We start from the raw sequence: 24502 nt of genomic DNA on the forward strand, positions 1-24502 counted from the left end.
ATGAATACAAAAAAACCACTGATTATCGATACCGATCCCGGTATTGACGATGCCGCTGCCATTACCCTGCTCGTTGATGATCCGAGTGTGGATATCAAGCTCATCGCTTCGGTTTCGGGCAATGTCGGTGTCGGCCACACCACAAACAATGCCTTGAAGCTCCTGGCGTTCCTTGGTCGGCGCATTCCTGTGGCCAAGGGTGCCGCGGCTCCGCTGATGCGTGACAACCGCTTCGCCACGGAGGCGCACGGCAAGGGTGGCATGGGCATGTTTGATTTCCCAGAGCCCGACACCTCGCTCCTGACCGCCAACAATGCGGTTCTCGAAGAGCGTCGCGTGCTTATGGAAAGCGATGAACCGGTTACGTTGCTTACGCTGGGACCGTTGACCAATATCGCGTTGCTGTTCGCGACCTTCCCGGAGGTCAAAGAGCATGTGGAACGCATCGTGATGATGGGCGGCTCGACCCAACGAGGCAATATCGGTGTCTACGGTGAGTTCAATATCTCGGTCGATCCTGAGGCGGCCAAGATGGTGTTCCGTTCGGGGGTGCCGATTCTCATGGTGGGACTTGACATCGGCCGTAAGGCACACCTGGTCGTGGACGATCTTGATCGCATGGAGGGCACCGGTGAGGTTGGCGTCATGATTGGTTCGCTGTTCCGTTCCTATGATGGCGGGCATATCGAAAACGGCATCAAGATGTACGATCCCTCGGCTGCTCTGGCGATGGTGGAGCCCGATATGTTCACCATGCAAGACGCCTTCGTGGATGTGGAGATTTCCAGTCCTTTGACCCTTGGTGCCACCGTTGTGGATTACGACGGCATCATCAGTGATGACCACAACGTCAGCGTCTGTGTGGATGTGGACGTTGAACGGTTCCGCGAACGTTTCGTGGAGCGGATTGCATCCGTCGAACGCAACAACAAGTGATATCAACTTTTTCAAGAGAAAGGTTACATAATGGCTGAAACTACAGTCAAGGAAGAACACAACGGAATACCTGTGCCCGAAGAGGGAACGCCCGAGTTTGCCAAAATGAACAAGATGGCCAAGGTGGCCATTCCGATCATCCTGGCGCTGTTTACTTTGGGTGTGCTGCAGCAGCAGGCATTCGGCATGATCTATGTCAACATCGGTCAGCAGCTCGGCGCCCCTGGTCTTGCTCCGCTGATCACTTCGATCCCTGGAATTGTGCTAGGTATCGTGTGCGTTATTTACGGTTCGCTGGGTGACTTTGTTTCTTTGAAGAAGATGGTTTGCTTGGGCACAATCGTCTTCATCATCGGTTCGATTTTGGGCTGCTTCGGAACGCTGAGCATCTGGATCGTCATTGCGGCTCGCGTTCTCCAGTCCATTGGTTGGCAGGTCAGTGGATCGATCTTCCTGGTGCTTGTTTCCAAATATGTCGAGAAGCGCAAGCGCGTGATCTGGTACGGTGTTTTTGTCGCCGTTTTCCGTATCGCAGCGGCGCTGGGTGTGTTTCTCGCAGGCTACATGACCTTGATTGATTGGCGGTGGCTCTTCGGCGTTGGCATCATCGCTATCTTCTTCCTTCCTGCACTGGCCAAGAACCTTCCCGATCAGCACGCTGAGGGTGCCAGCATCGATGGTGTTGGCTTCACGCTCATCGGTCTGTTCGCCGGTGCGGTGACCATGTTCTTCACCGACATGAACTGGATGTGGGGAATTGCCTGCATCGTGACGCTCGTGGCTTTCGTGATTTACATCAACAAAGCCAAGAGCCCCTTCATCACCCCGAAGATGCTCACCAACCCCGCCTTCGCAGTGACCATGATTGTTATTTTCGTCGGTTACTTCTTCAGCTACACCCTGAACGCCGGCGTCAACAACATTGGTATGAACGTCTACGGCATCGATTCCTCAAAGGTTTCCAACTTGCTGGTCTGGTCGATCATCCTCGCGGCGATCATGGGCTTTGCTGCTGGTCCTATCATTCAGCGTATCGGTCGCAAGGCTTCCATCATCTTGGCGCTGGCCTGCATGGGTGGCGGTTTGATCGCTATCGCGTTCCTTATTCCTGCTGGCCAGTTCTGGGCCCTCGGTGTGGCTCCGTGCATCTACTACTTCGGTACTTCCTTCTTCTATCAGCCGATCGTCGATACTGCAACGTTGACTGTGGAGCCTGAGGAATCCGGACGAGCGCTCGGCTTCAACGATTTGATTCAGGCCATCACCGGTTCCATCGGTGTTTCGCTCTTCGGTCAGATGATGGCGAAGACCTCCCTGAGTGGTGGCAGCATCGTAGGGACTCCCGCCGGTGCCGCGTCCTCGTACGCCAACGTGTTCCTTATCGGTGGTTGTGTCATTCTGGCTGCGCTTGTTATCTTCATGGTCTTCATGAAGATGATCTACAGCCGATCTCGCGCCGACAACGAGAAGTGAGCTGCGCACTCTATGGTGTTGATAACAGCCGCTTGATGCGCGCTATCAATGGGGTCACCGTGAATAACGATTTGCGGTGACCCCACTTGCATACCCGAATTATTTGGTCTGCTGGCGATGGTGCCGATTCAATGGTTGCGCGTTATTTCTGGTTTTCCTATTCGATGCGTTCCAGATGCGATTCCAAGGTAAATTTATCGATTAACGAGGGAATGCCACCTTCTCTGGTCGCGGAGAAACCGGCGGCAAAATGGCGACGGATGTTGCCTCCGGCAGTTTGTATCCATAAAGGAGATACGAGGCAAGAGCGCTGACGGATGCATCGCCGGCGCCTGTTGTGTCTATGGCGGCGAGTGGGGCGGCGTCATAGTGGTGTTGTGTTTGGTGATCGAACAGATAGCATCCGTTCTCGCCTTGGGTCACAATGATGCATTGGGCACCGCGCTGCTGCTGGCGTTGTGCCTTTTCCTGGATCGTTCCTTCGTCCGACTCCATAATGGCAAGTTGCTGGGCATTGAGTACGAAGATATCTATTGCTGCAATCAGCTCGTTCGGCAAGTAAATGTCGGAAGAAAGCTTGAAAATCACCTTTGCTCGGTGCTCGTGGGCCGGTTCACATGCGGTGTTGATGGCTGCCAACGGTATTTCCGATTGCAGTAAGCAATAGGCCGCATCTTGGAACAAGGCTTCGTTTTTGCTGATGTCATCCTTCGTCAGCGATGCGTTGGCCCCTGCAATGACCGAAACCATCGAGTCTCCATTGGGGGGTGATGAACATGTATGCTTTGCCGGTATTCGCCCCTGTGACGCGGTGCGCCCCGGAAGTATCGATATTCCAATGGTGCAATGCCGCAAAAAAATAGTCCGAATCGCTGTCTGAGCCGACGTTGCCAATAAGAGAGACGTCGTGCAAGTTTCGCCGCTCCTATGGCTTGGTTGATGCCGTTACCTCTGAGATGTTGGGAAGTCGAGCGGGTCGGCACCGTTGTTCCTTCGCTTGGAACTGTGGGACGGATAGATAAATGTCGGTGTTGTTGAAAGCCGTGTTGATTTTCAGACTGTTCTCGCTGACGGGTTCCCATATGATGCCGTCAACGTTCTGGCTGCGAACCGAAGTGATGTTTGTTGGCTCTTGCTGTTCATCGTCAAAGCCGTTGAAGGCAACCACCCCGGACCCAGCGGCCTGTGTGGTTTTGATGATGCCGACCAATGTGGTGTCGGAAGAGATCGATGAACACAGAATGACACCGACGAGCCAGTGTTTGGTATGGGTTGTATTCGACGAATATGCCCGGTAATGGTACCGGTTTAGCGACTCCATGACTTTTTCTCGGGTCTTGTCGCTGATGGCTTCGTCTTTGCCGCTGACAATTTTCGAGACTGTTGATGAAGACACGTTTGCGATACGGGCGATATCTTTTGATATTCACAAGATCCCTTTCTGTACGAATTCATTGTAACTTGTTGAAATTCGGTCCGTTTCTGTTCTTGAAATGGCGTCGGGTATTTTGCCAGATGCCTAATTATGGTGATGGTTTTGTTTGCTATTTATCGGTCAGCGATTCACTTTGCGTTGCAACGGCGGCCTCGCAGCTGTCAATGCGAACGTGAGCAAAAGTAGTTGCGTCGATTTGAAGACGCAATTGGGTATGACAATCTGGGTAAGCACAGAGGTATGGTTGCTTGTAATCACATCGTAAGATTTGATACGCATGCCGCCAAGAATCTGGCGACGGATTGCGAGGAATATGGTAGGCAATATCACGGTACTGGTCATAGCGCTGGCAATCAGTGTTGGTATCCTCTGGTACTTTTTCGGACCGCGGAAGGCGGAGCAGGCCAACAGAGAAGGTGCGTTGCAGGTGGCGCACATCGTGGTCAAGGGCGGATACAGCCCTCAAGAGATAGAGGTTGAGGCCGGATCTCCGGTACGTCTGCAATTCGACAGGCAGGAGGATGGCGAATGCTCTTCGCATGTGGTGTTTAGCGATTTGGGCATCGACCAGACGCTGCCCGCATTCGAGACGACGACCGTCGAATTCACGCCAGAGCAGCCCGGTGATTTACCGTACGCATGTGGCATGAACATGTTGCACGGCATGGTTCATGTCCTGCCGAAGGGGACGGAGCGCACATGAAAACCCAAGTGAACGGACAGACTATGTTCAACACCGATGCAAACGGGCTTCAAGGTCGCAGCGGCACCGATCCTGACGCCGAGCGCAAACGCGAAATTAAGGTACTCAATCGCAGGCTCGTTATAGCGGCAGCGCTTACCCTCCCCATATTGGTCTTCGCGATGTTTGGCATGTGGCTTGCGGTGTTCGTTCCCATGGGGGTCGTCGATTGCTTCACGAATCCTTGGGTACAGTTCGTATTCATCACCCCGGTGATGTTCTACTCGGGCTGGCCTATTCATCGTACGGGCTGGCTTGCGTTAGTGCACCGCTCGCCGGAAATGAACTCGCTGGTGGCGCTGGGTACCGCTGCGTCTTATGCATATAGCGTTGTAGTCACGGTGATGCCGGGTCTGCTGCCGTCTGGCGCTCGCGAGCCGTATTTTGAGTCCGTTGGCACCATTATCACATTGATGTTGCTCGGACAGCTGCTTGAAGCTCATGCTCGGCTTGGCACGGGGGAGTCCATTCGGGCGCTCATCGATCTGACGCCGAAAACCGCACATGTGGTTCGTGATGGCAATACTCTCGACATCGACGCTGATCGGGTTGAAGTAGGAGATGTTGTCCTAATCAAGCCGGGCGAACAGCTTCCGGTTGATGGCACGGTGATTTCCGGTCGAACTACCGTCGATGAGTCGATGATTACCGGTGAGCCCATTCCTGCCACCAAGGCTGAAGGGGATACGGTGACTGGCGGTACCGTCAACGGCAACGGGACGTTGCAATATCGGGCCACCAAAGTAGGGCGCGACACCGTGCTTTCGCAGATTATCGAATTGGTGCGTACCGCGCAGACCTCAAAGGCGCCGATCCAAAAGCTCGCCGACAGAATTTCCGGCTATTTCGTGCCCGGAGTAATGCTCATTGCCATCTGGACATTCGTGGTCTGGTGGATATTCGGTCCTGCGCCGCGAGGCCTGTATGGCCTCGTTGCCGCAGTCGCGGTTCTCGTCATCGCGTGTCCGTGCGCCCTGGGTATCGCCACGCCGCTTTCCGTGACCATTTCCACCGGCAAGGCCGCGCGCTACGGCGTTCTCATCCGTTCAGCGGAGGCGCTGGAAACTACGCGTGAAATTGATACGGTTGTCCTTGACAAAACTGGGACCATCACTCGGGGCAAACCGGAATTGACCGGTGTCAGTTTGGTGAACGACGTTTTGGGTGACGGGGGCGAAGACGCGCTGCTTTCTCTGGCTGCCGGTGCCGAGCAAGCCTCGGAGCATCCGCTTGCACAGGCCGTTGTGGAGGGTGCGCAACGACGTGGGCTAACCGTACCTCAGCCAGATTCGTTCGAGGCCGCACCTGGTAGTGGGATCGTGGCACATGTTGAGGGACATGAAGTCGTTGTGGGCAATGGTGACCTGATGAAGAATTGCGGTGTTGACGTGCAGTCTACTTCGAGTGTGTGTAAAGCGGTTGCGCAGAGCGAGGCGGACGCGACGCAGGTGTTTGCCGATTATGCCCAGCAAGGAAAGACCCCCATGTTCGCGGCTGTGGATGGACAACTGGCCGCGGTGCTTGCAGTCGCGGATACGCTCAAATCCGATTCTGCCGAAGCAGTGACTGCGTTGCGCGAGCGGGGGTTGCAGGTAATCATGTTGACCGGCGACAACGCGACCACCGCTGAAGCCATCGCCAACGCAGTCGGCGTCGATCACGTCATCGCCGGGGTGCACCCCGAACACAAGGCTAAGGAAATCGCGCGTTTGCAGAACGAGGGACATATGGTCGCGATGGTCGGCGACGGTATCAACGACGCCCCGGCGCTCGCTGCCGCCGATGTCGGCTTTGCCATGGGAACGGGTACGGATGTGGCCATCCAATCGTCTGATATTACACTGGTTTCTGGCAGTCTCAGCGGTCTGGTTACCGCCATCGACCTCTCGCGGGCGGCGATGCGCAACATCAAGCAGAATCTCGGTTTCGCATTCGGATACAACGGCATTGGCATTCCTGTAGCCGCCGGTATTCTCTACCCGATCTGGCATATTATGCTTAGTCCGATGATTGCCGGTGCTGCGATGGCGTTCTCGTCGCTTTCCGTGGTTCTGAACGCGAATCGTCTGCGTTCGTTCGATCCGAACAAGATCAAGCCCCGTAAGTTCGCCTTCAAACTGCATGAACGCCATGTAGAGCTTGCTGTTGCCCCAACAAAGTCTGTCGACGCATCAGCGGATGCGCCGCACGATGTACCCGAACAACATATGAAAAAGAAAGAAGGAAGTGCCATGGATATGAACATGAATGCAAGTGCCAACACCGTCAAGGATCCGGTTTGCGGAATGATGATCGATCCGAAGACCGCCGCCGCCAGCCAGGATTACAACGGCAAGACCTACTACTTTTGCAGCGACAACTGTGCCAAGAGCTTCGCCGCAGATCCCGCCAAATATGCCGACTGAAAGTTGTTGTTAGCACATTTGTGGAATACTTAAAGAGGCCGCTGTCGAGAGACGGCGGCTTTTGCGAGTTGAGAGGTTTCCTATCAAGTGCATATGGAAAAAAGTTTCTGGCGACAAGTCGAAATGGTGGTTAAAGGAAACCGTACTGCAGGCGGACGTGGATCTACTGAAGAACGGACTTTCGTATTTTGAGACGGAATTGAATAAAATGTCGTAAAAAATGTGATTACGAGGTACGCTCGCAAAAGGTGATTCGGTCGAGGCTTTCTTTCTCCTCGATGGTCATTCGGGGTCCGGTTCAACTGGAAAACCGGTGCTGATAATTTGTGTGGTGGGGTATGCCGTTTTTCCTCTCTTCCCATTTTCCGGGTCTGCTCCGCCATGCTTCCCGCCTCTGGTCGTAAGGGTATTCAGGGGTTTTTGCGTACATCGCAGACATCGACGCGGGTTGCGGTTGATGTATTGCCTGGGTGCCTTCGCCTTATGATTTAGGGGTAAGCCGAAGAAAATGCGATTCGAAGGAGCGGGCGATGAGACGAGCGGTTGTGGGAATCGCGGCGCATGTGGACGCCGGAAAGACCACGCTTTGCGAGGCAATGCTGTATCGTGCCGGTGAAATTCGCAAGCTTGGGCGCGTAGATCACGGCGATGCGTTCCTTGATACCGATGCAATGGAAAAACGTCGTGGCATTACCATCTTTTCCAAACAGGCTATTCTTGATGTTCGAGCAGAAGATGCTGGGCGATTCAACGAGCCAAAGCATAAAAATGGCGGCAATGGCCGACATCGCAATAGCGACGATTGTGAGGATGGTGTTGAATTCACACTGCTTGACACCCCGGGTCATGTTGATTTTTCGACGGAAATGGAACGAGCGGTGAGGGTGTTGGACTACGCGATTCTCGTGGTGGGTGCGAACGATGGTCTGCAAGGTCATACCGAGACGTTGTGGAGGCTCTTAGTCCGATACAACGTTCCGACGTTCATTTTCGTCAATAAGATGGATGCCGTCGGAGCCGACAAGAATGGGCTTATTTCGCAGATGCAACGGCGATTTTCCGAAGGGTGCATTGATTTCGAAGGTGCTGTGGAGCCGAACGAGCAGGAGGAAATCGCATTGCTCGACGAGAGTGGCACCGCGATGGATGAGCTGCTCGACGGGGGCAGGATCTCGGATGATACGTTGTGCTCGATGATAGCAACACGTAAGCTTTTCCCTTGCTACTGCGGGTCTGCGTTGAAACTTGAAGGTGTTGATGAGTTCCTCGCGGGCTTGCGGCGTTTTACCGAAAATCGCACATATCCCAGTGAGTTCGGTGCCCGTGTCTACAAGGTTTCACATGATGGGCAAGGTAATCGTGTCACATGGCTGAAAATCACTGGTGGCACGCTTGGGGTCAAGGCGCTGTTGACCAACGAACGTGGGGAAGGTGTGACTCGGGAGCCGGAAGGCGTGATCTGGCGGGAAAAAATCGATCAGATTCGACGGTATTCCAGCGTGAAATTCGAGCTGGCGGACGAAGTGACGGCCGGCGAGATATGCGCGGTGACTGGGTTGACCAAAACGTTCCCCGGCCAAGGTTTGGGGTTTGAAGCCGATGCCGAGGAATCCGTGTTGCGGCCAGTTCTGACATATACCGTGTTGCCCGGTAAGGCGCCGGCTCCTGATGATTCCGAGAATGCCGATGAGGTGAAGGACTATAATTCGTCGTCGGCCGAGCAGCCCACCAAGTCTGCGGAAGTCACACCTGAGTTGCATAACATCCTGGTGGCGTTGCAAGAACTTGAGGACGAAGATCCGGCACTGCAGGCGCGTTGGGTCTCCCGACTTGGCGAAATCCATGTGCAGCTGATGGGGGCGGTGCAGGTCGAAGTCATCACACAGATGATGCTCGACCGCTTCGGCATCGATGTTCATTTCGGGCCCGGCGGCATTCTCTACCGTGAGACAATTACGGCACCGGTCGAGGGTATCGGGCACTTCGAACCATTGCGGCATTATGCTGAAGTCCATTTGCTGCTAGAACCTGCACGGCCGGGTAGCGGCTTGCATTTCGAATCGAGATGCAGTTTGGACGACCTTGACCGCAATTGGCAGCGGGCGATTCTGGCCCATCTGCGCGAAAAGGAGCATCTGGGTGTGCTCACGGCTTCCCCGATAACCGATATGACGATTTCCCTTGTTGCCGGACGTGGTCATGAAAAACATACCGAAGGCGGTGATTTCCGTGAGGCCACCTACCGTGCAGTACGCCAAGGGCTGATGGAACTCAAGGCGCGCGGTGAGTGCAAACTTATGGAACCGTGGTATAACTTCACTCTGGAAATACCGCAGGATATGCTGGGACATGCGATGGCTGATATTCAGCGGATGAGCGGCATATTCAACACCCCTCAAACCGATGGCGATTACATGCAGTTGGAGGGCAGCGCTCCTGTCGAGCAGATGCGTGACTATTCGATGGAAGTCAATGCCTATACCCACGGAAGGGGCTCGCTAACTTGTGTGTTTGCCGGTTATCGTCCGTGTCACAACGCCGAGGAAGTCATAGAACGAATCGGTTACGACCCTGAAATCGATCTTGAAAATACGCCAGATTCCGTATTCTGCGCTAACGGTGCCGGATATACCGTGAAGTGGAACAGGGTGTCGGATTTCTCCCATGTTGACAGCGATTTGCAACTTGAGAGACAGTGAAAACGAATTGATTCGTTGACTGCTTATACGCCTAGCGGTAATCCCTGCTGGATATTAATATCGATTTTAGGTAAGAATTATCGGCCCCTTTCGGGTCTGAAGCAGAGGAGGAGCCGCGAGATGTCTTATATTGAGGTGCGGGGCGAAACGAAGCAGTACAAGACCGGCGATACCAGGATTTATGCGAATCATAATGTGGGTTTCACGATTGAGCGGGGGGAGCTGGTGGTCATTCTCGGTGCCTCGGGAGCAGGCAAATCGACGTTGCTGAACATTCTTGGCGGAATGGATACGTGCGATTCTGGCCAGGTCATTATTGATGGCAATGACATTGCGCAGTACGATGCCCGTCAGCTCACTGCCTACCGTCGCTATGATGTTGGCTTCGTTTTCCAGTTCTACAACCTGGTTTCGAACCTGACCGCACGTGAAAATGTCGAACTTTCCGCTGAGATTGTTCCTCAGGCTGCCGATCCGACCGAGACACTCATCGAGGTGGGGCTCGAAAATCGTCTTGACAACTTTCCTGCCCAACTTTCGGGTGGTGAGCAGCAACGTGTGGCCATTGCCCGAGCCGTAGCTAAGAAACCCAAGATTTTGCTGTGCGACGAGCCGACCGGTGCTCTTGATTACAAAACCGGCAAACAGGTTCTGCGTATTTTACAGGATCAGTCGCGCAAGTTCGGTTCCACGGTAATCATTGTCACCCATAACGCGGCCATCGCTCCAATCGGAGACCGTGTCATTCACATGCGTGACGCCCAAGTGCAGTTTGTCGAACAACACGAGACGCCTGCCGATATCAACGACATTGAATGGTAAGGATATGGCGGGCGAAGCAATGACGAACGGAAACGCAGGAGGGAAAGAGACGCATACCTCGGACCCTCATATGTCCAAGCGCATGTTGTGGCGTGATATTCGGCAGGCATTCTCGAAATCAAAGGGCCGGTTCTTCTCTATTGTCTGTTTGGTGGCACTCGGCTCCTTTGCTCTTGTCGGTCTCACGGTTTCGGGTCCGGATATGCGAGACACCGGCAACGCCTATTTTGCTCAGCATCATCTTTCGGATTTGAGTGTGATTTCGAACTATGGTCTCGATAAGGATGATCGTGACCAGATCGACAAGGCGCCAGGTGCTTCGCATATTGAATATGGATACCTCAAGGACGTTGTTGTCAAAAACAGCGACGAAAGTGTACGGGTGTTCTCCGCGCCCAAAGATGTGTCTACCTATCAGACCGTTGCCGGGCGAATGCCTCGCAATGCCAATGAGATAGCCATTGATTCCTCACATCAGAGCAGGTATCCCATAGGATCGACGTTCAAGTTGGACGAGAAGGCGGATCCGTTGGGTCGCAAGGTTTTGCGGCACGAGAGTTACAAAGTTGTAGGTGTCGTTGATTCTACCGAGATTCTAAGCTCGGTCAACATGGGGCCGTCCACTTCAGGTTCCGGCTCGCTTGAAGGCTATGCGGTGGTGACGCCCGCTGCGTTCAAATCCGATGATTACATGATTGCCCGCATCGCATACAGCGATCTCGACGGCATGCGCGATCATTATTCCGCAGCGTACAACGATAAGCTCCAGGAACATAAGAAGGCTCTCGACCATATTCTTTCCAAACGTCCGAAGGAGAGGCGACAGGGCATCGAGGGGCAGGCAAATGCTAAGATCGATTCCGGTCGTCAGCAGGTTTCCGATGCCCGCCAACAGCTTCGGAATGCTCAACAGCAACTGAATGATGCCAAGACGCAGCTTGACAACGGTAATCAGCAGCTGAACGATTCCAGGCAACAGTTGAGCACACAGGCCAATTCGGCACAGCAGCAAATCAGCAATGCTCAGGCGAGACTTGCGCAGGGGCAACAGCGGTACGCTACGAACAAGCGGCAGTATGACGATGCGGTACCGAAGCTTCAATCGGCGCAACAACAGGTCAATGATGCGTATGCTCAAATCAACGCTGGACAATCGCAGATTAACACTAACGCGACGAATCTCGAAACTGGAAAGAAGCAGGCCGACGAGACCGTAGCGCAATTGACATCCTCGCAGCAGCTCAATAAGCAGGGCATCGACGCCAGTAACGCTCGGATTGCCCAGATTGACGCCCAATTGGCTGATGGATCGCTTTCCGACGCCGATCGAGATGCGCTGTCCGCCGAACGCGGACAGCTTTCCACACAACTTGGGATTCTTGCGGCCCAGCAGACCCAAATCAACAACGGTTTGAGTCAGGCCAATACCGCGCGTGACACGTTCATGGCCAACGTATACAATCCCGGCGTGGCGCAGGTGCAGACGGTGCAGAAGCAGCTCAACGCCAAGCGCACCCAGGCCGATGCCGGCAAGGCGCAGGTCGTTCAACAGCAGCAACAGCTGCAATCCTCAAAGACGCAGCTTGATCAGGCGGCATTGCAGCTTTCTCAAAGCAAAACCCGGATTGAACAGTCACAGCAGGAGCTTGATGCCAAACAACGACAAGGCCAGTCGCAGATTGATGCAGCGCAGGCGGAACTGACTGAAAAAAACAACGAATACAACACGAAAAAGGCGCAGTTCGAACAAAGCGAACCTGATGCGCAGCAGAAAATCGTGGATGCCGAGCATAAGCTCGATGAGGTCACGGCCGCGCTTAATGCGTTGCAGGATCCTGTGTATTCCGTCGATTCCAAGCGTGAGACGCCAGGGTCCGATGGTTACAAACTCTACGATTCAGTCTCTGTGATTGTTGATTCGCTTTCGCATATTTTCCCTTATTTCATGTATCTGGTTGCGGCATTGGTTACGTTCACGACAATGACCCGTTTCGTTGACGAGGAGCGCGTCAACGCCGGAACGTTGAAAGGGTTGGGGTATTCCGATGTTGATGTGATGAAGAAGTTCGTGGTGTATGGCTTCTTTGCGTCCATTCTGGGTGCGGTCATCGGTATTTTCGCCGGACACACGCTTTTACCGATGATCGTCTACGACGCATACAAGGTGGGCTTCAACGTGCCGGTCATCCATCTTGGATTTTATTGGCAGGTCACGCTGCTCGCCGTAGTGCTCGCTTTGCTCAGCGCCGTCGTTCCCGCGATTCTCAGCGCATCTCGTCAGTTGAAGGAGCGTCCGGCGGCGCTCATGCTGCCCAAGCCTCCAAGTGCCGGTTCCAAGATTCTTTTGGAGCGCGTACCTTTCATCTGGAATCATCTGAATTTCACCCACAAGGTCACCGCACGTAATATTTTCCGTTACAAGCAACGGATGTTCATGACCATCTTCGGTGTGAGCGGGTCTGTGGCTCTGCTGACGGCCGGATTCGCGGTTCAAGGATCGATTTCAGGTATCAATGAGCACCAGTTCGGTGACGTGATGCATTACAGTCTCATCGCTGCCGAAAATGCTCACGTTACCGACTCGCAAAACAAAGCCATCGAAAAACGGCTTAAAGAAAGCGATGTGCAGCGTTCCCTACCGGTCCGTTACGAATCGGTGAGCAAGGTCGCCGGACGCAACGGCGATAAGCAGCCCATTACCATGCTCGTGCCGGGAAATGCTTCCAAGTTTGATGACTATGTCAAACTTAACACTCGTAAGGGCCATCATCCGTTGAAGCTCGATTCAAACGGCGTGGTGATCTCCGAGCGGTTCGCGGACCTGATACATGCCAAGGCGGGGGATACCATCGATTTCCAAGATGGTTCCGGCAAGACCTATCATGCAAAGGTTTCCGGCGTCTGCGAGATGTATCTCGGTCACTTCATGATGATGAGTCCGACGGCTTATCGTTCAGTGTTCGGGCAGCCTTATTCCGTCAACGCCTACATGGTGACCTTGAAGGACAACAGTGTGGATAACACCAAGAAACAGGCGGCTTCGTTCATGCGTCTTGGTGGTATTCAGGGTGTTGTGCAGAACACCACGCTTATGCATCAGATCGACGTGGTGGTCGCGGCGCTCAACCAGATTATGTGGGTGCTCATCATTGTGGCGACCTTGCTTGGCGTGGTCATTCTTTACAACCTCACCAATCTCAATGTCTCCGAGCGTGTTAGGGAACTCTCCACCATCAAGGTGCTGGGCTTCTTCAATGGTGAAACCACAATGTACATCTACCGTGAAACGATCCTGCTCTCGCTGATTGGCATCGTCGTGGGATACGGCTTTGGCGGTTGGTTGCACCGTTACATCATCACTGCCGTTCCGCCTGATGATGTCATGTTCGATCCGTCGATTACCTGGCTTGCCTTTGTGGTGCCGGTGATCGTGGTTGGCCTGATTACGGCCGTGCTCGGCTGGTTCGTAAACACAAGGCTCAAGCGTCTGGATATGCTTGAAGCGTTGAAGTCCGTGGACTGATCCCTTTGAGGCCTGATCGTCGAACGGCCTGAATATTGCCGGTTAAAAACATGTGGCCGCTTCATCCAGTGAGATGAAGCGGCCACATGTATTCGGTACCGGTGTTGTTGAAAGGATCCGTGATAGCGAGCCTACGGAAAGCCTCTTGCCAAGGTCTTCACACCTTGGTGCAATCGGTTTACCAGCGTACGGAGATGCGCTCGCGGTCGTGCGGCTTGTCTGTAGCGATTTCATCAACCATCGCCACTGCATAGTCGGCGTAGCTGATCGCGCTCTTGCCGTCGTTGTCGGTGGTGTATTCCTCGCCGGCAAGGACGTAGGTTCCGGTTCGTTCGCCATCGGGTTGGAAATCGCCGGCGGGGCTTACATATGTCCAATGAACATCGTCGCGTTCGCGCAGCGCGTCAAAAGCCTTGCCCATCGCCAGTGGCACGCCTTTGATGTTTTCCGGGAAGGAGTCCGAAAGCTGCTTGGTGTGTGCTTTGTCGGTATAGAGGCTGCCTGCGCCTCCGACTACCAGCAGACGGGTCTTGCTGCCGGAAAGCGCGTCTGCAAGGTGCTTCAGCGATGTGCTGTGCTCGTCCAGTTTGGCTGGGTTGAAGGTGCCGAATGCATCGACGACCGCGTCAAAACCGTTCAGATCGTCCGTGGTCAGGCCGTAAAGGTCTTTGACGATGGCGTGTTGGGCGTTGGTTGTGTTGTCATGACGTACAACGGCGGTTACGTTCATGCCCCGTCTGATTGCTTCTTCGACGATTGCTTTTCCGGCTTTGCCGTTTGCGGCGACCACCGCAATGTTCTTGCTCATAATATCGTTCTTTCGCTAGGGACGGATGCTTACGATGTTTCCGAATCCCAAAACGGTAATGCGTGTCATGACGTGCTCTTCTCCATGTAGGTATGTGTCTGTTTCGCGCTATACGGATTTTAAGAAATTAGAAATCGTAATTGTCACTATATCGGAGAACGGATTGTGAAGTAGGTAGTTACATTATGAATCTATAGTTACTTTATGTAACTTTAGAATGATTGCAAAGAAAACGTGTTTCGATCGTCTACAAAGATATGCTATTGGAAGAATGATGATATTGGGAAATAGAGTCTAAAAAAGATGTTGGTAACTAAAAGTAACCTTTCGTTAATGTTGGATTGTGTCTGGATTCAAGCATTTCTGATGCGACGAAAGGATGCATTGAAAGTGAAAGTGCTTAACCGTGAATAATGTCGCAAGTGCCCAAAGTGAGAAAAGCGCGTGCGTCGTCAACGACCTTCCGGTTTGTCCGGTCGAGACGACCATGACCCTCATTGGCAACAAGTGGACCGTTCTGATCGTGCGTGATCTGCTGCAAGGGACCAAACGGTTCAGCGAATTGCGTCGTTCGATCGGCAATGTCTCGCAGAAAGTGCTTACTTCCAATCTTCGGGAGATGGAGGCGGCCGGTCTTGTCAGTCGCAAAGTCTACGCCGAGGTTCCGCCTCGAGTCGAGTATTCATTGACCGAAACCGGACGGAGTCTCAAAAGGGTGATTGATGCCATGAGCGCTTGGGGGGCCGGCTACCAGCAAGCCATGTGCCACTGAGGGATTGGGTGGCTGGACCAATTTCAGTTTCTTACAGTTCGAGCGATATACACGTAACTTTGGGGCATCGCTGGTAGTGTTGCAAGATGACAGCAGGGTGACGTGAACTTGCCTGCGATACCGATACAAGCAGTGAGGGATTACGTGTTACAGATCAAAGACATCAGCAAGCAATACAAGACGGGTGATTTCACACAGCAGGCGCTTGACCATGTGAGTCTTACCCTGCGCGACAATGAGTTCGTCGCGATTCTGGGGCCGTCAGGTTCGGGTAAGACAACCCTGCTGAACATCATCGGCGGACTGGATCGTTACGATGAGGGCGACCTTGTTATCAACGGTACATCGACCAAGAAATACAAGGATCGCGACTGGGATTCTTACCGAAATCACACCGTGGGCTTCGTGTTTCAGAGTTACAACCTGATTCCACACCAGAGTATTCTTTCCAATGTTGAGCTGGCTCTGACGATCTCTGGTGTTTCGCGAGCCGACCGTCATAAGCGTGCCGAAGAGGCGCTCAAAAAGGTCGGTCTCGGGAAGCACGTCAACAAGAAGCCGAACCAGCTTTCGGGTGGTCAGATGCAGCGTGTGGCCATTGCGAGGGCGCTTGTCAACGATCCGAGCATCGTGCTGGCCGATGAGCCTACCGGTGCGCTGGACTCTGAAACGTCCGTGCAGATCATGGATTTACTCAAGGAAGTGGCGCAAGATCGCCTCGTCGTTATGGTTACTCATAATCCTGAACTGGCATACGAATACGCCAACCGCATCGTTGAGCTTAAGGACGGTGTTATCCGTGGTGATTCTAGGCCGGTCGAACCCGAGGAAACGGCGAGTGAAGCACCTGCCGTACATCGCACGATGGGCAGGGCTTCGATGTCCTTCGCTACCTCCGTCGCATTGAGTTTCAACAATCTTAAAAGCAAGAAGGCCAGGACGATTCTCACGTCATTCGCAGGGTCGATTGGTATTATCGGCATCGCCTTGATCCTTTCCGTTTCCGCTGGTGTGAATCATTACATCACCGATATCCAAAAGGAAACGTTGACTTCGTATCCTATTGAGATTAACCAACAGACCTTCGATATGAACAAGATTATGGATACTGCACAAGCTGCCGACGATTCCAAGGAACACGCGCAGCTTCGTGACGGCATCTATCCCGACGATTCAAGTGTCAAAGGCGCTTCATCAGTCACGAGCGGAATCACCACCAATAACCTGAGTCCGTTCAAAAAGTTCCTCGACAAGCCTGATAACGATGTGCGCAAGCATGTTGGCGATGTTGGTATCCAGTATTCATATTCGCCCAAGTTCTCGGTGTTCACGCACGATGGCAGTGGTACGCTGGTGAACGTCGACGGCGTGAAAATAAGCGGGAGTTCCGTCGCTTCTGATTCAGTAGCCAGCACCATGGCCGGATTGAATTCGTCCTCAAGCGACATCGGCAGTATTCAGTCGATGCAGATTTCCAAAATCACCGGCAAAACCGAGAACAACAAAGCTCCATCCGCGTTCTCCGAAATCATGCCTGGTGAACATGCCGACAAGCAGCCCATCAGCTCGGTAATCACCGACAATTATCAGATGGTTAAGGGGGATTGGCCGAAGTCTAGCGACCAGGTCGTGCTGGTTCTCGATAAGAACAACGAGATTCCGCTGACCCAGGTCTATGAGCTTGGCCTGCTTCCCAGCGCCGATTACAACGATATGATGAACCGTCTCAACAACGGCGAAAAGGTCAAGACGAACACTTCTCGCATCGATTATTCCAAGGCCATGGAGCAACCGCTGACATTGCTGCCCGCTGCCGATCAGTATGTGAAGGATGCCGATGGGCACTATCGATACGTGGGTAATGACGCCGATCAGGTCGGCAAGCTCATGGATTCGCCCAATGCGATGAAGCTGCATGTGATGGGAGTTGTTCGTGCCAACAGCGATGCCAAAACCACACCGCTTGCCCCGGGCATCGGATACACGCGTATGCTTACTGACAAGCTGATTGCCCACGCAAACGACAGTGAGATCGTGTCCAGCCAGAAGACGGACCGTGGACACAATGTGCTCAACGGGATGACATTCGCGCCGTCCGACGATGCCGCCAAGGCTGCGAATGCCAAGACGTATATCGCTTCTCTGCCGGTTTCCGAGCAAGCGAACATGGCAAAGAGCCTGATGAGCCAGACGTCCCTCGGCATGGGGACACCTGCTCCATCGCAGCAGTCGGCTGGCGCCACGGAGGAGCAGACTGCTCAGGCATTCAACCACTATCTTGCCACAGCTTCCGAAAGTGTGTTGGTTTCGATATACAACCAGTATGTTTCCACTGGCACCTACGACGGCAACCTCGCTGATTTTGGTGTCATAGGGCGTGATGCGCCCAGCTCCATCAAGATTTATGCCGATAGTTTCGAAGCCAAGAACGCTATCGAAGATGCAATCAAGCAATATAACGAGGGAGCCAAAGAGAAGGACCGTATCGTGTATACCGATTACGCGGGTCTGATGATGAACTCGGTGACCACCATCATCAATGTCATCACCTACGTTCTGATTGCCTTCGTTGCCGTTTCTCTGGTGGTTTCCTCGATCATGATTGGCATCATCACGTACATTTCCGTACTTGAACGAACCAAGGAGATTGGCATCCTGCGCGCGATGGGTGCGTCGAAACGTAATGTTTCCACGGTGTTCAACGCGGAGACGGGCATTATCGGTTTGTGCGCTGGTCTCATCGGCATCGCGGTCACGCTTATGCTCATTATTCCGGGCAACGCCCTCATGCACCACTTTATGGGCACTGATCAGGTCAACGCCGTTTTGCCTGTTTCCGGAGCTGTCATTCTGGTGGTGCTCTCGGTAGTGCTCACGCTGATTGGCGGTCTCATACCTTCAAGCAAGGCTGCCAAGCAGGACCCAGCCACCGCGCTGCGCACTGAGTAACCGGTCATATTGACACGCGAATCCCAGCGGACATGAAACCGCTGGGATTAGTCGTAATCAGGTATGAACGGTTTATAGATTTTAGGTATGACAACGCGCATGCCTGTGCTATTTCGAGGCGGTAAGGTGGTGCCAACAATGGTGAATTGGAGACATCATGATTAATGAGAGCGCAGATATGTTCGAAGGTTGTCTGAACGACGAAGTCGGACGGGACACGGCCTGTCCGCCGAACATCGGTGGTGGTGCGAGCATAACTGAGACGAGCCTAAGATTTGAAACCAGAGCCCTCCATGCTGGCTACGATCCTTATGGACACAACGGTTCCATGAGCGTGCCTATTTACCAGAGCGCCGCATTCGCCATGCATGATGCGCAGCGTGGTGACAGTCTGTCCTCCGGTGAAATAGAGGGATTTTCTTATTCGCGCTGTGGCAATCCTACTGTAGATGCATTTGAGCGCCGCATAGCCGATCTCGAAGGCGGTGTCAGTGCAGTTGCTCTCGCTTCAGGCATGGCAGCTGTGTCGTTTGCCTTGTTGTGCGCCGCTGAGGGCGGCGGTCGCCTCATAGCGCCTACTGATCTGTATGGAGCATCTATCGATGCAATGGAAAGCTTTTTCCCACAATTTGGCATTTACACAGACTTTGTTGACGACATCAACGATATTGCTCAGGTAGAAGTGAAGATACGGCCGGATACTCGTGCCGTTTTTGCTGAGTCGGTAGCCAATCCATCCACCCGTATCACCGACATCAAGCCTCTTGCTGATATGCTGCACCGTCATGGTGTCGCGCTTATCGTCGACAACACCGTATCCACGCCTTATCTGTTTCGTCCCATAGAGTATGGAGCCGATGTGGTAGTCCATTCTACAACCAAAGGTATTTGCGGTCATGGCAATGCCTTGGGTGGTGTGGTTGTTGATTCCGGCAACTTCAATTGGTCGAACGGACGTTTTCCTCAATTCACCGACAAGGAATTGTCAGTAAGCGATGAACGCAAGGGGATATGGCGTAATTTCTCCGAGGCGTATCCGCAAGCGCCGTTCGCCGGTCGTGTTCGCATCAAATATTTGCATAATCTTGGTGCAGTGATGTCTCCGGCAAACGCCTACCTTCAGTTAATTGGGTTGGAGACGCTCCCGCAACGCTGTCGTCAAGCCAGCGAGACGGCTCTTGAAATCGCTCGGCATCTTGAAACGGTGCCGCATGTTGAACATGTCTATTACTCCGGCTTGGATTCGAGCCAGGACAAGCCGTTGGCCGACAAGTATCTTCCGAACGGTGTCGGTCCGGTTTTGTCCTTCAGACTGGAGGGTGATGAATCGCATGTCAACCGTGTGGTAGATGCTGTCAAAGTGTTCTCGTACGTGCCCAATATCGGTTGTACGCACTCTCTTATCGTTAATCCGGCGCGCATTACGCATCGCGAAGTCCCTAGTGCATATCGGTCTGCTGCAGGAGTTGATGACCAGTTGCTCAGGCTTTCGATCGGTCTTGAGGCCCCGAAAGATCTTATCGCCGATCTTGATCAGGCAATCGCTGACGCGTACTGATTCCATTCGTCCGACGGATGGCTCCCGAATTGTTTTTTCAAGTTCTTGATGCTGATGTTCGTGTCTGGGTCATGTCATCATAGGCGCGATTTGTCGTACATGAAGATTAGTTTCAGGAAAACACATGGCTTTGTATTGTCATGGTGAGCGGCGATTCGTGGATTATTGCAATCGGTGACGCTGCGGCTTTGCTGGGGCTGTTGGATTGGTTTGGGGGCAGTGATGAATCGTAAAATCGAAAGTGCCGCCGTTTCGTCAGGTGCAATCATCTTGTCGCTCATTGCCGGAGGGGCCTGCGGTTCGCTTGATCGGGTGGTGTTGAGTGCTTTCCAATCATCCAATGTGCTCTGGCCATGGATAACAGGTGTCATCAATCTCGTAGGTTCGTTTCTGCTTGGATGTGTTACAGCGTATATGTCCACCCTTGGCCCTGATACCGGTGTGCGCAAGCTCGTACGGCTTTTCTTGAATACAGGACTGATTGGCGGATTCACGACATACAGTACCTTCATGCTTGAGGTCGTTAAGCGTCTCGAATGTGGCAGAACGTTTATCGCTTTCATCTACCTCTTCAGCTGCATTATCGCCGGACTTGTGTGCGCGATGGTCGGCTTTGCCGCCGGCAAAGCGATGGGACAACGGCGATTACACCATCCCTCTCAGGTAAAAAATAGCGATGAAACCAAAGCCCCACATTCAACCGGTCTCCGTTCGCTTATGGTGATGCCTGCCGTATTTCTTATCCTCGCACTGGTTGTTGTTGCGCGGAATGAGAATTGCCGACGTGGTGAGGCCGTCGTCGCGCTGATCGCGGCCTCTCTATTAGGTGGTTTGGGGGCGGTGGCGCGTTTCGGTGTGGATGCGTGGGTCAATGCTCGCATACACCTGCCGTTTCCTTGTGGAACGCTGGTCGTTAACGTCACTGCCTGTCTGGCGATGGGGTTCGTATCCGGCTGGTTCGGGGCACATGCCTGCACGGCCATTCCATTGCAGTATCTGTTGGCCTCCGGTCTGCTTGGTGGTTATTCGACGTTCAGTACAGCCAGCGTCGAAGGTGCAAAACTGTTTAACGATGGACATCCGTGGTGGGCCTTGCTTTACACCGGTGTGATGATGCTGCTCAGTATTGCTGCGCTGTTCGTCGGTCTGGTCATACAATAATGGATCCAAGCCAACGAACACCAACGGCTCTTCCGGTACTATTTCTAGCATCCGTCACATGGCGTTTCTTGTTGTCTTAGCCTGAAAATGCGCTTCGTAGTGCCATTCCTGCTCTGGTCTTAGATGATGTCTTCACCCCAAAGATGATATGGCTGCAGATGTGCAGAAGATGACGGAAGGAAAAACGTCAAAGTTTGGCTTCACTGTGGTCAAAATGTTGGTTACCGCGATTTATTCGAGATGTGAGCTTGCACTCAGATGCTTCGGACCATTGCAGGGGGTCCTGAACTTGCAAGATCCCCCTGTGTTGCCGATATTCAGCCGGCGAGGAATTCTGGAACGGCCTTGGCGGCTTCAAACCCGTCCTGATACATTTTCTCGAGGCCTTCGCTATTCTTGCTCAACGTGTCCAGCCCATACAGATCCTTGGGTGCCAGGATGAGTAGCTTGCCTTCTGCTGCTAGTTTTTCCGCCACTTCCATCTCTTCGTTGTAGGTGCGGTAGCGATTCTTGAGCCGTTCCGCTGCAGCCGGATAGGAGTGCTTCAGAATTGCGGCCGGCGCGGCATCCCTCTTTGCCTTACGTACGAAATCACGCTGGTGGGTCAACACAAGTACGATGCGATCGAAGCCTTCGTTGACCGCCAGTTGCACGGGTATCGGGTCGGCTATGCCGCCGTCGTAGTAGGGGACGCCGTCAATTACGTATGGTTCGCATGCCACAGGCACTGCGCTCGAGGCTTTCATGATGTTGTAGTTGTCTTGGTGCACATCGGACTTATCGAAATAACGCGCATGGCCGTTGCGTGCGTCGCAGGCGACCACGGTGAACTCGGTAGGCGAAGCGGCAAATGTCTTGTAATCTAGGGGGTATTCGCCGTCTGAGTTGGAAAGTGTGCTGTAAATATAGTCGAGATTCGCGTAGTTATGAAATTTGATGAAATTATTGGCGCTTGCATATTCGGGACGGAAGGCATAGTCCGTGTAAAACTTCTTGGTGCGGCCGCGTTGACCTGCTAGGTAGGAGACGATGTTGGCACTACCTGCGGAAACGCCATAACACTTGTCGAAAGTGATGCCTCTATCGATGAGCTGGTCAGTCACGCCCGCACCGTAGATGGAACGAAAGCCCCCGCCGACATCAATCATAGCGGTCTTGTTGTTTGTCATTGCCTTCCTCCTCAACTTGAATCGGTGTCTTTGATTAGTTGAGCATACGTCCGACTTCCGGACATTGTTCTGTTGTTGGCGATGGGCTGATTTGACAGCAGAATATCTGCATTCTGTCTTACGGTCGCGAGGTGTGTAGTGGTTCACGAGGGGTGCCGTATATTGGGAAGTCTAGATTCGTTTCCTAGTTTGTTTTCTTGTGTCTGACTTTATGTTTTGGTTGCGTAGCTTGGTGGTTGCTGTGGAGAGGAGCAGTGTCGTTGTTAGTGCAGTGGCCAGCCATAAGGCGATATGTTGTGGGTTTCCGCCAGTCATGGGGAGGGCCTCGTGGCTGGTGGCCGGTGTTTTGCGGATAATGGTGGTGGTGAATGTGGCGTCGGGTCTGCCTTCGCGCCAGACATCGGGAGCGGTGACGGTGGCGGTGATGGTGTGCAGTCCGGCGGAGACGGGTTGACGGCTGGTGGCCCGCCAGGTGCCGTTCTCATATGACACGGGGTTCCAATCCTGACCGTCGTTGGTGACTCGCAGGATGTCGGGGCGTGTGCCCGTGGTTCTGAACGCGGGCGGCGTAGCGCCCTCCATGCTAATGGTGGCGTCCAGATTGGGGGTGATGGCTGCCGTGTTGAGGTCAGGTGTCAGCCCAGTCCTCCATACGGGGTACAGGGTGACGGCGGTGTGTCCAGCGGTGTCGGTGTTGGTCGTCGCGGCAGACACCGCGATGGTCCTGTCGTCGGGGTCGCCCATGCCGTGGTCGGGCGCGACGGCGCCGGGGGTACGGGTCCATCCGTCGAGCACGCCGTCGGCTCTGGTCAAGCCATTGTCGGCGTTAAGCAGCGGCAGGGTGAACCATGCCTTGAGGCTAGCGGTGTCAGTGTACGCGTCAGACGAGCTTGGCGCGGTGCCAGAGGCGGCGCCGTCGTTGCTGTACGTGACCGTGGTGTAGGGCAAGACGCCGGTGCTAATGCTTCCTGCCTCGGCGTCTGGTGCTGTGGTGATGGTGTTGCCGGTGACCGGGTCAATCCGAGAAAGCGTGGCCCTCAATTCGTATCGGCTTCCCGGGGCGGGGCTGATCTGGGAAGCGGGGATGCCCATCCATTTTTGTGTACCGTCGTCGCCGGCGGCACACTCGTGAGTTGCGTCCCATGCCTTGATGTCTTTTCCAGAGGTCTGGGACCAGACGTGGAGCCGGTCGCCGGTTGTCTGCCCGATGGCCTTGGTTCTGATGTCAACGGAGGGTTCCTTGCCGGGTCCGGTATGCACGGTGGAGACTGTCACGATCGGCTGGGACAGGGCTTCCCATTCGGCGGTGAGCGTGGCGGTCCAGTTGTTGTCGGAGCCGGCAAACGCGATGGTTCCGTTCGGTACGGGCGTGCCGGTGTACGGAGCATCGGTAGTCAGCTTCAACTTCGAGAAGACCTTACCCGCCGGATTGGCGTGTCCGGCCGGCGAGGGGAGTGTGTAGGAAGATCCGGTCGGGATCTTCACAGTCGATTTCAGCCCACCGTTGCCCCAGTCTATCTCCAGCGATACGAAGCCGGGCGCCCGGTAGATACCCTCTGGGCTGGTCCCTCTCGTCACCCCCGCCAACGCTGTCACGCCGCCGATTGCGGGGATTTCGACCGTGAAGTCGGAGCCGATTGACGACGCACGGAACCACTTCTCTGTATAGCGGAGTTCCTTGTACGCCGTATGTTCGATCCTGGTCCGATGGCTCAGCCTGAACGCCTGCAGGTTTCTCGGCAACATAGAATCCATGTCGGTGACTTTGGTGGTGTCAAAGCTAAACAGGTCCAGAGCCGTAATTTTGAAGCAGCCGGAGAACATGCTTCTCATGTTGGTGACTTTGGTGGTGTTGAAGTGGGTCACGTCCAGTGTTTTCAGTCCTGAGCAGCTGCCGAACATGCTGCTCATGTCGGTGATGTTGGCGGTGTCGAAACTGGACGTGTCCAGTTTCGACAGACCTGAACAAAAGGCGAACATGTAGCTTATGTTGGTGACTTTGGCGGTGTTGAAGTGGGTCACGTCCAGTGTTTTCAGCCCGGAGCAGCTG

Annotated in this window: 15 protein-coding genes and 2 pseudogenes; 11 read left to right on the forward strand and 6 right to left on the reverse strand. The window is 53.8% G+C overall.

Going from position 1 to position 24502, the window contains the following annotated elements:
* Entirely contained in the window at nucleotides 1-936 is a 936-nt protein-coding gene (locus tag GA0061077_RS00445; protein ID WP_091846989.1) for a nucleoside hydrolase, read from the forward strand.
* A gap of 30 nt (nucleotides 937-966) precedes the next feature.
* Nucleotides 967-2409, forward strand: a complete 1443-nt coding sequence (locus tag GA0061077_RS00450; protein ID WP_091846990.1) for an MFS transporter — start codon at nucleotides 967-969, stop codon at nucleotides 2407-2409.
* 201 nt (nucleotides 2410-2610) lie between these two features.
* Here the strand turns inward: GA0061077_RS00450 and GA0061077_RS06995 are convergent, their stop codons facing one another.
* Genes GA0061077_RS06995 through GA0061077_RS07000 form a run of 3 tightly spaced genes read right to left on the reverse strand, consistent with a single transcriptional unit; the run spans nucleotide 2611 to nucleotide 3835 of the window.
* Nucleotides 2611-3159 carry a PfkB family carbohydrate kinase gene (locus GA0061077_RS06995; protein ID WP_260281748.1) on the reverse strand — a complete coding sequence of 183 codons (549 nt, stop codon included), beginning with the start codon at nucleotides 3157-3159 and terminating at the stop codon, nucleotides 2611-2613.
* A complete protein-coding gene (locus tag GA0061077_RS07190; RefSeq protein WP_260281747.1) occupies nucleotides 3113-3322 on the reverse strand; it encodes a PfkB family carbohydrate kinase in 210 nt (69 codons plus the stop codon). Before GA0061077_RS07190 ends, GA0061077_RS06995 begins: the two co-directional genes overlap by 47 nt.
* A 12-nt stretch (nucleotides 3323-3334) precedes the next feature.
* Nucleotides 3335-3835, reverse strand: coding sequence for a LacI family DNA-binding transcriptional regulator (locus tag GA0061077_RS07000; RefSeq protein WP_324609210.1), 501 nt, complete (start codon nucleotides 3833-3835; stop codon nucleotides 3335-3337).
* A gap of 322 nt (nucleotides 3836-4157) precedes the next feature.
* On the opposite strand from GA0061077_RS07000, the pseudogene GA0061077_RS00470 reads away from it, so the two are divergent.
* The 4 genes and pseudogenes from GA0061077_RS00470 (at nucleotide 4158) to GA0061077_RS00485 (ending at nucleotide 14035) form a co-directional block, all read left to right on the forward strand.
* Nucleotides 4158-6991, forward strand: a pseudogene (locus tag GA0061077_RS00470) (heavy metal translocating P-type ATPase).
* 530 nt (nucleotides 6992-7521) lie between these two features.
* On the forward strand, nucleotides 7522-9690 hold the full coding sequence (locus GA0061077_RS00475; protein WP_091846993.1) for a GTP-binding protein: 2169 nt from the start codon (nucleotides 7522-7524) through the stop codon (nucleotides 9688-9690).
* Between the two features lie 120 nt (nucleotides 9691-9810).
* The gene (locus GA0061077_RS00480) at nucleotides 9811-10512 is read left to right on the forward strand and encodes an ABC transporter ATP-binding protein (protein ID WP_091846994.1); all 702 of its coding nucleotides are present in this window, start codon (nucleotides 9811-9813) and stop codon (nucleotides 10510-10512) included.
* A gap of 4 nt (nucleotides 10513-10516) precedes the next feature.
* Complete coding sequence (locus tag GA0061077_RS00485) at nucleotides 10517-14035, forward strand: FtsX-like permease family protein (protein WP_234696440.1); 3519 nt, start codon at nucleotides 10517-10519, stop codon at nucleotides 14033-14035.
* Nucleotides 14036-14213: 178 nt separating this feature from the next.
* Here GA0061077_RS00485 and GA0061077_RS00490 read toward each other — a convergent pair whose 3' ends face one another.
* On the reverse strand, nucleotides 14214-14843 hold the full coding sequence (locus GA0061077_RS00490; protein WP_091846995.1) for an NAD(P)-dependent oxidoreductase: 630 nt from the start codon (nucleotides 14841-14843) through the stop codon (nucleotides 14214-14216).
* Between the two features lie 487 nt (nucleotides 14844-15330).
* Between GA0061077_RS00490 and GA0061077_RS00495 the strand changes: the two genes are divergently transcribed.
* The 5 genes and pseudogenes from GA0061077_RS00495 to GA0061077_RS07010 form a co-directional block, all read left to right on the forward strand.
* Nucleotides 15331-15615 carry a winged helix-turn-helix transcriptional regulator gene (locus GA0061077_RS00495; RefSeq protein WP_091847537.1) on the forward strand — a complete coding sequence of 95 codons (285 nt, stop codon included), beginning with the start codon at nucleotides 15331-15333 and terminating at the stop codon, nucleotides 15613-15615.
* 144 nt (nucleotides 15616-15759) lie between these two features.
* Nucleotides 15760-18564, forward strand: a complete 2805-nt coding sequence (locus GA0061077_RS00500) for an ABC transporter ATP-binding protein/permease (RefSeq protein WP_091846996.1) — start codon at nucleotides 15760-15762, stop codon at nucleotides 18562-18564.
* 157 nt (nucleotides 18565-18721) lie between these two features.
* The gene (locus tag GA0061077_RS00505; RefSeq protein WP_260281746.1) at nucleotides 18722-20122 is read left to right on the forward strand and encodes an O-acetylhomoserine aminocarboxypropyltransferase/cysteine synthase family protein; all 1401 of its coding nucleotides are present in this window, start codon (nucleotides 18722-18724) and stop codon (nucleotides 20120-20122) included.
* A gap of 222 nt (nucleotides 20123-20344) precedes the next feature.
* On the forward strand, nucleotides 20345-21283 hold the full coding sequence (locus tag GA0061077_RS00510; protein WP_091846997.1) for a fluoride efflux transporter FluC: 939 nt from the start codon (nucleotides 20345-20347) through the stop codon (nucleotides 21281-21283).
* Between the two features lie 83 nt (nucleotides 21284-21366).
* Nucleotides 21367-21515: pseudogene (locus GA0061077_RS07010) on the forward strand (SPFH domain-containing protein); the annotation flags it as partial.
* A gap of 85 nt (nucleotides 21516-21600) precedes the next feature.
* Here the strand turns inward: GA0061077_RS07010 and GA0061077_RS00515 are convergent.
* Entirely contained in the window at nucleotides 21601-22452 is an 852-nt protein-coding gene (locus tag GA0061077_RS00515) for a patatin-like phospholipase family protein (RefSeq protein ID WP_234696441.1), read from the reverse strand.
* A gap of 171 nt (nucleotides 22453-22623) precedes the next feature.
* Nucleotides 22624-24502, reverse strand: a 1879-nt coding sequence (locus GA0061077_RS06925; protein WP_200754431.1) for a BspA family leucine-rich repeat surface protein, incomplete at its 5' end; no start/stop codon positions are given.

This window comes from Bifidobacterium commune, assembly GCF_900094885.1.
Taxonomy (GTDB): domain Bacteria; phylum Actinomycetota; class Actinomycetes; order Actinomycetales; family Bifidobacteriaceae; genus Bifidobacterium; species Bifidobacterium commune.